Raw genomic sequence first — 13,045 nt, 5'->3', positions numbered from 1 at the left:
ATGGGGATGATCGGTTTCGACAGCGGCTGTCGAAGCAGGGGAAGCGTGTCGAGGAAGCGGCCATGATCTCGTAAACCACAGGCCGAAAAAAATAATCGCCAACACCAAGCGCGATTCCTCCCAGCAGGCCTTCGCCCTCGCTGCCTGATCTCAGGTAGCGAAGCGAGCCTCCTACTAAAGGGAGTGTCAGCCCGGGGCTGTTCCCGACCCGGATCCTGGCATCAGCTAGGGGACTAAACCTTGATCCCGGTCACGGGGTGAAGAGGGAAACCAAACAGTGACTGGGCCCGTCGGAGACTTGTCCGCGTGATCTCCGGGGCCGAGAAAATCGAAGCGGACTGCACACGGAGAAGCCCTGGTTCCGCACCGTTGGACGCGGGTTCGATTCCCGCCATCTCCACAGTTCCCATGTGGGCCGAGGCCCCGTCGCTCCCGAGCGGCGGGGCCTTTGTCATGCGGCCACGCCGGCGACCGTCATGCCGGGGGAGCCGTGCTCGCGCGGTCGGTCAGGCGGGGCGGCAGCAGGTGCACGCCGGGAGCGGCGGGACCGGTGAGGGCCCGTACCGCCAGCTCCACGGCCCGGGTGCCCAGTACGGCGGACGGGACGGTGACCGAGGTGACCGGGGGCCGGGCCGCGAGGGCCACGTCGTCCGGACAGACCGCCACGACGGACAGGTCACCGGGGACCCGTCGGCCGAGGCCTTCGAAGGCGTCGAGCAGGGGTGCCAGCAGCGGATCGTTGTGGACGACGACGGCGGTGGGCGCCGGGCGCAGGCGCAGCAGCCGTTCGGCCGTGTCCCGGGCGGTGTCCGGCGCGGCTGCGCTCGGGTGCACGGACGCGACCAGCCCGGCACGGCGGGCGGCGGCCGTGAAGCCCCGCACCACCCGGTGGGCGGACGCGGTGTGCCGGGCGTACACCTGAGGCGGCCCGCCGACCAGCGCCACCACCCGGTGCCCCAGCTCCGCCAGCCGGGCGACGCACCGTTCACCGGCTGCCCGGAAGTCGAGGTCGACGCAGGTCAGCCCCTCGGGCTCGGCGGGCACCCCGATCAGCACGGCGGACCGGCCGCGCAACGACGGCAGCCGGGGATCGCGCAGGCCCACCTCCGTCACGATCAGCGCGTCCACCGCGCGGTGCGGGGAGCGCTCGCCCTCCTCCCCGGTCATCAGCAGGACGTCGTGACCGTGCGCGCGGGCGGCGGTGACCACCGACATCGCGCAGCCCGCCGTCGCCGGCTCCCACGTCCCGCCGCGCAGCGGGAGCAGCAGCCCCAGCACGCCGGTCGGGGAACCGGCGTGCGGACGGTAGCCCAGCTCGCGGACGGCCGCCTCGACGCGCCGCCGGGTCTCCGCGGAGATCGGGCGCTTGCCGCTGAGGGCGTAGGAGACGGTGCTGGGGGAGACGCCGGCGCGGCGCGCCACGTCGGTGATCCTGGCCATCAGCCGGTGCCCGGCGCGGGCGGCGTGATCGGCATGGTCGGGTTCCTCCGGGGAGCCGGTCGGAGCGCCGTCGGAGCGGCTTGGACGGAGGAAGGTAGGCGCGGTGGGCGAAGGCGTCAATGGGCCGGACGCGACGCGGGGGGTGTTCGGGGGTGGGGCGGGCGCGACGCGGGGGGTGTTCGGGAGTGGGGCGGGGCTCACGGGGCTGGTGCGCTGGACCCGGGCGCGCTGGGCCTGGGTGTACGGGACCGGGCGGCTGCCGCCAGTGCCAGCAGCAGGGCCACCGCCGCCGCGGTGACCGGGATGCCGTACCCGGCCGTGGGTGAGACGTGCTCCACCGTCCAGCCGCCGGCCGCGCTGCCGCAGGCGATGCCGCCGAGCAGGCCGGTCACCGCCAGGGTCATGCCCTCGTTGAGGCGGCCCTCGGGGGTGCGCTGCTGGACCAGCGTCATCGTGGTGACCATCGTCGGGGCGGTCGCCATGCCGGCCAGCAGCAGGGCACCGGCCAGCAGCGGCAGCGAACCCGTGCCGGCCGCCGCGAGCAGGGGCAGCGCCATCAGGGCGGTCATCGCCGCGACGCACCAGGCCAGCCGGGACGCGGCGGGGCCGGCCGGCTTCAGCGCCCCGAACAGCAGCCCGGCCACGCACGACCCGCCCGCCTGCAGCGCCAGCACCGCCCCGGCCGCCGCACGGTGCCCCCGCGCGTCCGCGAACGCGATCGTGACCACCTCCAGCGCGCCGAACACCGCGCCCGTCGCCAGGCACACCGCCAGCAGCGGGGGGATGCCGGGGGCGCGCAGCGGGGCCTTCCCGGCGGACGCGCCGGGACGGGCGGGCGGCTCGGTGGCGCGCTGGGCGGTGAACAGCAGGATGCCGGTCATCAGCAGCGCCGCGGCGACCAGCGTGCCCGCCTCCGGGAAGAACGCCGTGCACAGGAAGGCCGCCACCACCGGGCCGAGCATGTAGCACAGCTCGTCGGCGGCCTGCTCGAAGGAGTTGGCGGTGTGCAGGGCGGCGGGGTCGCCGCGCAGCAGGTGGTTCCAGCGGGCGCGGGCCATGCCGCCCGTGTTGGGGGTGGCGGCGGTGGCGATCTGCGCGGCGAACAGGGTCCAGTCCGGGGCGCCCTGACGGACGCAGAGCACCAGGGCGAGGGCGCCCAGGACGGTGATCAGGGTGGCGGGCACGGCCACCCGGGCCTGGCCGTGCCGGTCGACGAGGCGGGCGAGCAGCGGGGCGACCACCGTGGTCACGGCCAGCCCGGACGCGACGACCGCGCCGGCCAGGGCGTACGAACCACGGGTCCCGGAGATCATGACGACCGCGCTCACGCTGAACATGCCCTGCGGCAGGCGGGCGACGAGATTGCCGGCCGTGAACGCCCGCGCGCCGGGTACGGAGAGGAGCCGGCGGTAGGGGCCGGGCGGGCGGCCCCGGGAGGCGCGGCGCCGTTCGCGGGGGCGGAAGTCGGCGGTGACCAGGCTGTCGGCGGTGACCGCCATGGTCACCGCGGGACGGTCGCAGGCGCGGGGGCGGGGGCGGGGAGAGGCGTGGTGCGGCATGGGCCTTACCGTCGCCCGTGGCCGGACGCGGGGTCCAACACCTGCCGGGTCCCGATTCACGCACTCCCGTTGTAAATTCTCCGGATGCCCGTGCCGAGCCACCTCGACCCCCGCCTCCTGCGCGCCTTCGTCGCCGTCGCCGAGGAACTGCACTTCACGCGTGCCGCGCACCGGCTGTACGTCGCCCAGCAGGCGCTCAGCCGCGATGTGCGGCGCCTCGAACGGGAGCTGGGCGCCGAGCTGTTCGTCCGCTCCACCCGGCAGGTGACGCTGACGGCCGACGGCGCGCGGCTGCTGCCGTACGCGCGCCGGGTGCTCCAGGCGCAGGACGAGTTGCTGACCGCCTTCGGACAGGTCCGCCCGCTGCTGGTGGACCTCAACTCGCCGGGGCTCGGCACCGGACGCCGGGTGCTGCACCGGGCCCGGACGCTCGTCCCCGAACTGGAGCTGATGGCCCGCTACGAGAGCGGGCTGACCTGGGCCGCCGCCGAGATGGCGGCCGGGCGCCTGGACGCCTCCTTCGGACGGTTCGCCGGTCTGGCACCGGCGCTGCGGGCGGGCCTGGAGCAACAGCCGGTGCGGTACGAGCCGATGGCGGTGATCCTCCCTGAGGACCACCCGCTGGCCCCGCTGCCCGAGGTGCCGCTGGCCGCGCTGGCGGGGGAGACCGTGTACGCCGGCGCCGGCAACGACCGTACGCCGGAGTGGACCGACCTCGCGCGCCGGCTCTTCGAGGGGCGCGGCATCGCGGTGGCGCCGCCGGCTCCGCTGGCGGTGGGGGAGGAGGAGTTCGAGCGGCTGATGGCGAAGACGCGGCATCCGGTCCTCGCCGTGACGGGGTTTCCGGCCATGCCCGCGACGGTGGTGCGGCCCCTGGTCGATCCGGTGCCGCTGTCGCCGGTCTCCCTGGTGTGGCGAAAGGGGCTGGTCCACCCGGCGCTGGAGGCGCTGCGCCGGGCCGCGGGCCGGGTCGCGGCGGAGGAGGGGTGGCTGCGGCGGCCCCGCGAGGGATGGATTCCAGCCGATGACGCGGACGTGATGACGCCTTGACGGGCGTGTGATCCCGTCTTAACAGATGGGCACCTGGCCGACACACCGTCTGTCGGTGCGCTACATTCGTTCCCCGAGCACTGTGTGGTAATGGGGGCGCTCGAACCTGGTGGGGGCCGGGTTCGCTCGACGGGTGCTCGGAGTCGAAGCGCGCCCTGTACCTGCTCGTTGGGGGGAAGTGCGGCGCGTGGAAAACTGGCAGAAAGACGCCCAACCGGAGTGGCCCGAGGCCGCGTCGGGGACCCGGGAGTTCCCGAAGACGGAGCCGGGGGCGCACGCGGGGAGCGAGATCTCCTGGTTCGGCAGGGGCGCCGCCGACGGTGACGCCCGGGGTGATTCCGCCGATTCCGCCGACGTCACGGACGTACCGCCTCCGGTACGTGTGCCCGAGGGCGACGCCACGGACGTGCTGCCGACGGTGAGCGGACCGGCCGACGCCACGGACCTGCTGCCGGCCGTCGGCGGCCCCGCCGACCCCACCGCGGTCCTGCCGTCCGTGCCCGCACCGGCCGACCCGACCGCCGTGCTGCCGTCCGTGCCCGCACCGGCCGACCCGACCGCCGTGCTGCCGTCCGTGCCCGCACCGGCCGACCCGACCGCTGTGCTGCCGTCCGTGCCCGCACCGGCCGACCCGACCGCCGTGCTGCCCGCGCTGTCCGATTCCGGTGGTCCGGCGGACGTGCCGCGCAAGGGCTCCGGACCGGCCGCCGGCGCCCCCGGGGCCGTACCGCCGTCCACGGCACCCGCGCCCGCGCCCGCGCCCCCGTCCCCGTCCCCGTCCGGGACCAGCGTCGGGACCGGCGTCGAGACCGGCCGGCCCGCCGCCCCCGCCGCCACGACGAGCGGCTGGCCCAAGCTCCCCAGGCCGGCCACCGCCACCGCCGCCGTCCCCGCTCCCACCGCCGTCACGGACGTACTGCCCAGCGCCCCCGCCCCCGCCTCCGTACGCGACCCCTGGCAGGAGGGCGACGGCGCCTTCGGTACGGCCGCCACCGCTCCCGGCGCGGGCCGCGGTGCGGTCGGACCGGTCGGCGGCGCCCTCGCCGCGGACGAGCCGGAGCAGCACGACCCGCACGAGGTGACCGTCCAGCTCGACGCCGTGCAGCTCGGGGACGGGGTGCTGCGCAGGGCGGCGGGCGGGCCGGTGTCCGCCGACGCGGCCGACCGGCCGGTCTTCGTCGACGAGTCGGGCCGCCGCAGCCGCCTCTACCGCCGGATAGGCATAGCCGTCGGCCTCGCCTGCGCCGTCTACGCCGTCGTCATGGTCGTCACCCTCCTGTCGGGCAACTCCGACGCGCCCTGGCTTCCCGTACCGGGCCAGGAGGACGGCGCACCGGCCGGCAAGGTCGACACCACCCCGCTGCCCACCGGATCGGTGGACCCCTCCCTGACGGGCAGCCCCTCCCCGCAGCCCACGCCCTCCGCCACCGGCGCGGAGGAGCAGTCGCCGTCCGCCGACGCCTCCGCGACCGACACCGCGCCCGCGACCGGACCGACGGAGACCGAGACCGACCCCGGGCCGACCGTCACCGACACCGCGCCCGCCCAGGACGGTGACGAGACCGAGCCCGACCCGACCGACACGGCCACGGAACCGGCCGCCGGCTCGCCCGACCCGACCCCGACGGACACCGGCGGCACCACGCCCGACCCGACCGCGACCACCGGCGGCGACAGCGCGGGCACCGGTCTCGGCTCCGGCACCCTCGCCCAGGCCCCGGGCACCTCGTCCCCCCGCTCACCGCTCGTGGAGTACACCTACTGATGGCCGCCCCCACCCGTCGTCACGGCGCCGCACCCCGAGCCCGTGGCGGCTCCCGGCGGCGCCGTCTGCCGCTGCGCCTGCTGCTGCCGGTGCTCGTCCTCGTCGCCCTGATGGCGATGCTCATGCTGCGCGGCTACGTGCACAGCGAGATCCTCGCCGACCACCGCGTCCAGCCGCCCGCCGCCACCGACAAGGTGCCGGAGAAGATCCTGGAGGGCGGCCCGGTCATCGACACCCGGGCCGGCCGCACCGAGTCGATGAGCGTGCCGGACCACAAACTGGTCCTCACCTTCGACGACGGACCCGACCCGACCTGGACCCCGAAGGTCCTGGACGTGCTGAAGAAGCACCACGCGCACGCCGTCTTCTTCGTCACCGGCACCATGGCCTCCCGCTACCCGGACCTGGTCCAGCGGATGGTCGACGAGGGCCACGAGGTGGGCCTGCACACCTTCAACCACCCCGACCTCTCCTACCAGTCGCAGTCCCGCATCGACTGGGAGCTGTCGCAGAACCAGCTCGCCCTCACCGGCGCCGCCGGCATCCGCACCTCCCTCTTCCGCCCGCCGTACTCCTCCTTCGCCGACGCGATGGACAACAAGTCCTGGCCGGTGACGGAGTACATCGGCTCCCGCGGCTACCTCACCGTCGTCAACAACACCGACAGCGAGGACTGGAAGAAGCCCGGCGTCGACGAGATCATCCGCCGCGCCACCCCGCACGGCGGCGAGGGCGCCATCGTCCTGATGCACGACTCCGGCGGCGACCGCCACCAGACCGTGCGGGCGCTGGACAGGTTCCTGCCCGGCCTCCAGGAGAAGGGGTACGAGTTCGACAACCTCTCCGAGGCTCTGGACCTGCCCAGCGCGCACTCCGAGGTCACCGGCGCGGACCTCTGGAAGGCCAAGGCATGGGTCTTCCTCGTCCAGGCGTCGGAGAAGGTCACGGACGCCCTGGTCGTCGGCCTCGCGGTCATCGGCACGCTGGTCATCGGCCGGTTCGGCATGATGCTCCTGCTCTCCGCCGCGCACGCCCGCAAGGTGCGCCGCCGGAACTTCGCCTGGGGGCCGCCGGTCACCGAACCGGTGTCGGTGCTGGTCCCGGCGTACAACGAGGCCAAGTGCATCGAGAACACCGTCCGTTCCCTGATGTCGAGCGACCACCCCATCGAGATCGTCGTCGTCGACGACGGCTCCACGGACGGCACCGCCCGCATCGTCGAGGCGATGGGCCTGCCGAACGTACGCGTCGTCCGCCAGCTCAACGCGGGCAAGCCGGCGGCCCTCAACCGGGGCCTGGCCAACGCCTCCCACGACATCGTCGTGATGATGGACGGCGACACGGTCTTCGAACCCTCCACCGTCCGCGAACTCGTCCAGCCCTTCGGCGACCCGAAGGTCGGCGCGGTGGCCGGCAACGCCAAGGTCGGCAACAAGGACAGCCTCATCGGCGCCTGGCAGCACATCGAGTACGTGATGGGCTTCAACCTGGACCGCCGTATGTACGACGTCCTGGGCTGCATGCCGACCATCCCCGGCGCGGTGGGCGCGTTCCGCCGCTCCGCCCTGGAGCGCGTCGGCGGCATGAGCGACGACACCCTCGCCGAGGACACCGACGTCACGATGGCCCTGCACCGCGACGGCTGGAAGGTCGTCTACGCGGAGAACGCCCGCGCCTGGACCGAGGCCCCCGAGACCGTCCAGCAGCTCTGGTCCCAGCGCTACCGCTGGTCCTACGGCACGATGCAGGCCATCTGGAAGCACCGCCGCGCCGTCATCGACAAGGGCCCCTCGGGCCGCTTCGGCCGCGTGGGCCTCCCCTTCGTGTCCCTGTTCATGGTCGTGGCCCCCCTGCTGGCCCCCTTGATCGACATCTTCCTCCTCTACGGCATCATCTTCGGCCCGACCGAGAAGACGATCGGCGCCTGGCTGGGCGTCCTGGCGCTCCAGGCGGTCTGCGCGGCGTACGCCTTCCGCCTGGACCGCGAACGCATGACCCACCTGATCTCGCTGCCCCTCCAGCAGATCCTCTACCGACAGCTCATGTACGTCGTGCTGCTCCAGTCCTGGATCACCGCCCTCACCGGCGGCCGCCTGCGCTGGCAGAAACTGCGGCGGACGGGCGTCGTCGAGGCGCCCGGCGGGATACCGGCGCAGCGGCAGCGCGTCATGAACGAGAAGCAGGAGCCCGTCCGATGAGCACAGTGCCTCCCCCGCTGGGCGCACCGGCCTTTCCGCCTCCCACCACGGGGGACGTGGCTCCGCCCGCGCCCCCGGCCACGGCCGAGCGGCGCAAGCCCGTCCGTGACCGCTACTTCGACCTGCTGCGCGCGGTCGCCCTGTTCCGGGTCGTCTTCTACCACCTGATGGGCTGGGCCTGGCTCCCGGTGGTGTTCCCCTCCATGGGCGTGATGTTCGCGCTCGCGGGCAACCTGATGGCGCGCTCGCTCAAGCGCCCTGCGGTCCAGGTCGTCCGCAGCCGCATGCGCCGCCTGTTGCCCCCGCTGTGGCTGCTCGGCGCCGTCGGCGTCACGGGCATGGTGCTCCAGGGCTGGGGGCCGGACGCGGAGGGCCACCCCGGCTGGTGGTGGTTCCACCTGCTGTACTGGATCGTGCCGCTCAGCGACCCGCCGTACGCGGAGGGGCTGCCCGGTGTCCACAACATCATCGGCGAGGACTGGGCCGCCGAGCTCGCCGGTCCCCTCTGGTACATCCGCGCCTACCTCTGGTACGTCCTGCTGTCCCCCGTCATCCTCAAGGCCCTGAAGGCGCTGCCCTGGCCGACGATCCTGTCGCCCATCGCGCTGGCCGCCGCCCTGGAGTTCGGCTGGGTGCACATCCCGTTCACCCGGATCGACTCGGCCGTCACGGACTTCAGCACGTTCGGTGCCTGCTGGATCCTGGGCATGGCCCACCAGCAGGGTGTCCTGAAGAAGCTGCCCCGGTACGTCGTCCCCTCCCTGGTGCCGTTCGTCGCCGGCTACGGCCTCTGGTACGCGCTGACGCACGGCTTCAAGGCCGGTCACGACCTGGACGACATCCCGTTCGCCCAGTCCCTGTGGTCCTTCGCCACGGTGATGCTGCTCCTGCACGTCAGCCCTTCGTGGACGGAGTGGCCGCGGTTCCTGCGGCGCTTCGACAGGATCATCACCCTGCTCAACTCACGCGCGGTCACGATCTACCTGTGGCACAACATCTGCATCCTCACCGCCGCGACCCTCTGGGACCAGCTGTGGAACATCGACGTGATGTGGCAGCACTTCTCCTGGCTGCTGGAGAGCCCGTGGCCGGTCCTGGTGCTGGTGTGGATGTTCATCTGCACCTGCGTCATCTGCTTCGGCTGGATGGAGGACGTGGCGGCCAAGCGCAGGCCGCAGATGTGGCCCGACGGGAGCCAGGCCGCGCCACGGGGGAAGCCGGGAGCGCACCGGGCCTGACGTGTCACCCGCTGACGATTCGCATCCGGTGGCTGTGTGACGCGCATCGCGATTGAAATCATGGTTCTCGGGATGCGGTCCCCCGTGTGAGTGATCCGGATCACAGGAATGTCGAGTCTTACGTTCCGCTTCCCGAGCGTGAATGCCCGACTACTCAAAGTGTGGTCCGTTCGCGCTCCTCGGTGTCGGCGCGCGGCCTGCCGGGCAGTGCGAAATCGCCGCGTTGTCGAGTGGGCGAGATGGTGTCGCAAACGGCATTGCCGGTATCTCGCCGGATTCATACCTCGCCATTCGAGCCATGCGTGGCGTAAAAGTACTTTCTCCCTCACTCGCTGTACCTCGGTGAGTGAGGGAGACGCTTTTCACTGCTGCAACGAAGAGGGAGTGCGGGCGCCCTTTTCAGATGATCTGGTGGACGAGATCACCAGCCCTTTAAGGTCCGAGGCGATCAAGCGACCTGAATCCCATGAGGGGGGACCTGTGCGCAGAACCGCGCTGCCCGTCGTCGCCGTGCTCGGCCTTTCACTGCTCCTTCCACAGCAGCAAGCGATGGCGGCGGAGGCCATCGACCAACCGCTGGCGGAGGGGACGATTCTGGATGTCGGCCCCGGCCAGTACTACTCGGAGACCCAGACCTTCGAGGTGACCGAGAGCGATGTGGCCGGCATCGTGGCCAACCGTCGACACTCGGTGAGTGCTCAGGCCGACGGTGTCGCTTCGCCCGAGGACGCTCCGGACACGCGTACCGACATGGGCGTCTTCGGCCCCAGTTGGGAAGCGGAGTTCGTCGGTGGCCAGCTCAACAGGACACTGGAACAGCAGGGCGACACCATCCTGGTGACCGACCTGGGTGCCGAGGAAACGCTCCGGTACGGACTCACCTCCAGCGTCGACTTCCCGAACGGCGGCGGCGTCAAGAACTACGCGACCGCCGACGGGTCCCAGATCACCGAGACCTCCAGGTGGAACGACGCCACGGGCACTCTGGAGACGTCGATCGTCGAGGTCATCGGGGTGGACCTCGCCGCGACGGAGGAAGGAGACGACACCTTCACCGACGAGTCGGGTGAGCCGATCCCGGCGGCGGACCTCAAACCCACCTACGAGTGGGAGCAGGCCGGCACGGACGCCGACGCGTGGCGGGTCACCAGCGTCGGCAGCAACATCTACGCCACCGACGTCGAGTACGACGCCCAGGGGCGCGTCGCCGAGATCACGGACCCGGCCTTCGGTGAGAAGCCGGCGACGACCAGCACCATCGCCTATGCCACCGCCACCACGGCCACGGCCTCCTCGGCCGGCGACTACGTGGGACAGGTGAAGGAGATCACCGTCACCGAAGGGGCCACCACGCAGACCCTCGCCCGGTACGCCTATGACTCGTCCGGGTTGCTGCGCACCGTGACCAATCCGGCCGAGTCGAGCGAGCCGCAGGCCACCTACTCCTACGACGCCATCGATCGGCTCTCCGACATCACCTCGCCGATCAGCGGCGACTGGCACCTGGACTTCTCGGCGGGATCCGCGCTTCCGGGTGTCACCCCGGTCGGGGAGGCGGTTCCGACGCCGGGCGACACGGTCGACGGCGACGCCTCGGACCCCGACGCCACCCTTACCGACGCGCCGCCCGCTTCGGAGTTCGTGGACGAGGACCTGTCGGGGCCGCAGTCGTACCCGTCGAAGTGCAACACCGCGACGAGCTGGATGTACTACACGAAGTCCGGCTGCACCACGAAGGTGGCGCACTACGGTTGGCACTCACCCGCGTGGAAGAAGCTGCCGAACGGCACCAAGGTGCGTGGCATCAACCACGATCACTGCACCAGCGCTCCGGACCGGCCCTTGGGCTACGACTTCCGCCCCGCCTGTGACCAGCACGACTACGGGTACGGCACCATCGGCAACTCTTACAAGGGCTACTACAAGTACTTGTCCCGCAACAAGGGATTCGCCGTGGACGGCGTCTTCTGGACGTCCCTCTACACCAAGACCTGCAACGGCTACTGGATCAAGAGCCCCTGCCGTTCCGCCGCGAACCTGTACTACGCGGCGGTGACGGTGTTCGGCCGGGCGAAGAACGGTGCGAATGCGACCTGACCGTCTGCGGCACCGCTGAAGACCACGCGTAATAGGCAGGAAGGTCGGATTGTGATCCTCGTCCATCCGGCCTTCCGGCACGCGCGATTTCTTCGGGCCTCGATGTGCCCGCCCTCTGCTTCTCGATGGAGAGAAATTGAAAAGACCGATATGGGCGACGGTCGCCACAACGGTGATCGCCGTGTCCCTCGGCGCGTTGCCGGCTCACGCCGCCACGCCCCTCACCCCCCTAGCGGCGGCCGGAGCGACGGCCGACCCCGTCGACCCGCCGCTGTACGACGCCACCGCGGACGGCGGCACGGTCCGCGTCAATGTCGTCACCGGGAGCCGCACAGACCTGTCCAGCGCGGCATCCGCCGGTGAAATCCTGCAGACGTTCCACAGCTTGCCGATCGTCACCCTCAAGGTGGACGGCGAGGGCCTGGACGCTCTCACGGCCCAGCCCGGCGTGGTGAGTGTCACCGAGGACACGCCCGTTCCGCCGAGCCTGGACCAGAGTGTTCCGCTCATCGGCGGAGACCGGGCCGCACAGGCCGGTATGACCGGGGACGGCAGCGCGATCGCCATCCTGGACACCGGCGTCGCCACCGGCCACCCGTTCCTCGGGGACCGGGTCGTCACCGAGGCGTGCTTCTCCCCGGCCGACTCCGACTACTCCGCCTCCAGCCTCTGCCCAGGTGGCGAGGACGAGGAGGAAGGGCCGGGCACCGCCGACTCCGAGACCGGGGCGTGCGCGGCCATCACCGCATGCCAGCACGGAACCCATGTGGCGGGTATCGCCGCAGGCAACGGCGACGGCATCACCGGAGCACCCGCGTCCGGTGTGGCCCCCGGCGCCGACATCATCGCCATCCAGGTCTTCAGCGAGTTCAGCTCCGAGACCTACTGCGGCACCGGCGCCGCGCCCTGCGTGCTCAGCTTCACCAGTGCGCAGATCGCGGCGCTGGAGAAGGTGCTGGAGATCGAGCAGTCAGGAGTGCCGGTCGTCGCCGCGAACCTCAGTCTCGGCAGCGGCCGGTATACCGCCGCCTGCGACGGCGATCCCCGTGCCCTGGCCATCGACGCGCTGCTCGCCGACGGTGTCGCCACCGTGGTCGCGGCCGGCAACAACGGCTACAGCGACGCGGTGAACGCCCCGGGCTGTGTGGGCTCCGCCATCACGGTCGGCTCCACGACCGACGACGACCAACTGTCCTCGTTCACCAACCGGGGTGCGCTGCTGGACGTCTTCGCCCCCGGCACAGGCATCGTCTCGTCCGTGCCCGGTGACGGTTACGCCTCGAAGAACGGGACGTCGATGGCGGCTCCGCATGTGACGGGTGCCTTGGCGGTGCTCCGGCAGGCATATCCGGGCAAGAGCATCGCGTCTCTCGAATCACTGCTGACAGCCACCGGGAAGCCAGTCGCCTACACAGGTGCCACCACCCCGCGTATCGACATCGGTGAGGCACTCGGCGAAACGGAGCCCGATCCGGTCGCGAAGCCCCGCCGCTCGACTCTCATCAACGACGGAGCCCACGCCATACCCGACCCGGGAACGGCCCAGTCGTCGATCACGGTCGAGGGTGTTTCCGGCAAGGCGCCGAAGGCGTTGCGGGTAGGTGTGGATCTCACGCATGAGTGGCTGGGTGAGGTGAAGGTCGATCTGGTGGATCCGGCGGGCACGGTGTACGCGTTGAAGGCGACGAACGGGACGGA

Annotated in this window: 8 protein-coding genes and 1 other RNA gene; 7 read left to right on the top strand and 2 right to left on the bottom strand. The window is 71.8% G+C overall.

The features are described 5' to 3' along the window. The first annotated feature begins 2 nt into the window (after window positions 1–2). Window positions 3–403, top strand: a transfer-messenger RNA (tmRNA) gene (gene ssrA / locus ACIQR3_RS14745). Between the two features lie 71 nt (window positions 404–474). On the opposite strand, the gene ACIQR3_RS14740 is transcribed toward ssrA, so the two are convergent. Both ACIQR3_RS14740 and ACIQR3_RS14735 read right to left on the bottom strand, forming a co-directional pair. Further along, a complete protein-coding gene (locus ACIQR3_RS14740; RefSeq protein ID WP_403538348.1) occupies window positions 475–1,440 on the bottom strand; it encodes a LacI family DNA-binding transcriptional regulator in 966 nt (321 codons plus the stop codon). Between the two features lie 197 nt (window positions 1,441–1,637). Further along, window positions 1,638–2,999, bottom strand: a complete 1,362-nt coding sequence (locus tag ACIQR3_RS14735; protein WP_403538346.1) for an MFS transporter — start codon at window positions 2,997–2,999, stop codon at window positions 1,638–1,640. 84 nt (window positions 3,000–3,083) lie between these two features. On the opposite strand from ACIQR3_RS14735, the gene ACIQR3_RS14730 reads away from it, so the two are divergent. From ACIQR3_RS14730 to ACIQR3_RS14705, 6 genes are all read left to right on the top strand, one after another. Beyond that, window positions 3,084–4,049, top strand: a complete 966-nt coding sequence (locus tag ACIQR3_RS14730; RefSeq protein WP_403538344.1) for a LysR family transcriptional regulator — start codon at window positions 3,084–3,086, stop codon at window positions 4,047–4,049. Window positions 4,050–4,236: 187 nt separating this feature from the next. Continuing rightward, window positions 4,237–5,814 carry a hypothetical protein gene (locus tag ACIQR3_RS14725; RefSeq protein ID WP_403538342.1) on the top strand — a complete coding sequence of 526 codons (1,578 nt, stop codon included), beginning with the start codon at window positions 4,237–4,239 and terminating at the stop codon, window positions 5,812–5,814. Then, a complete protein-coding gene (locus tag ACIQR3_RS14720; protein ID WP_403538340.1) occupies window positions 5,814–8,012 on the top strand; it encodes a glycosyltransferase in 2,199 nt (732 codons plus the stop codon). The genes ACIQR3_RS14725 and ACIQR3_RS14720 overlap by 1 nt, the downstream gene beginning before the upstream one ends. After that, on the top strand, window positions 8,009–9,250 hold the full coding sequence (locus tag ACIQR3_RS14715; protein ID WP_403538338.1) for an acyltransferase: 1,242 nt from the start codon (window positions 8,009–8,011) through the stop codon (window positions 9,248–9,250). Before ACIQR3_RS14720 ends, ACIQR3_RS14715 begins: the two co-directional genes overlap by 4 nt. A gap of 480 nt (window positions 9,251–9,730) precedes the next feature. After that, complete coding sequence (locus ACIQR3_RS14710) at window positions 9,731–11,347, top strand: phospholipase A2 (RefSeq protein ID WP_403538337.1); 1,617 nt, start codon at window positions 9,731–9,733, stop codon at window positions 11,345–11,347. Between the two features lie 136 nt (window positions 11,348–11,483). Further along, the coding region (locus ACIQR3_RS14705; RefSeq protein WP_403538335.1) for a S8 family peptidase at window positions 11,484–13,045 on the top strand (1,562 nt) is incomplete at its 3' end.

Source organism: Streptomyces sp. NPDC090994 (assembly GCF_044768905.1).
Lineage (GTDB): Bacteria > Actinomycetota > Actinomycetes > Streptomycetales > Streptomycetaceae > Streptomyces.
The sequence above is the reverse complement of the archived record's forward strand: the minus strand, read 5'-3'. Positions and strand labels throughout refer to the sequence as shown.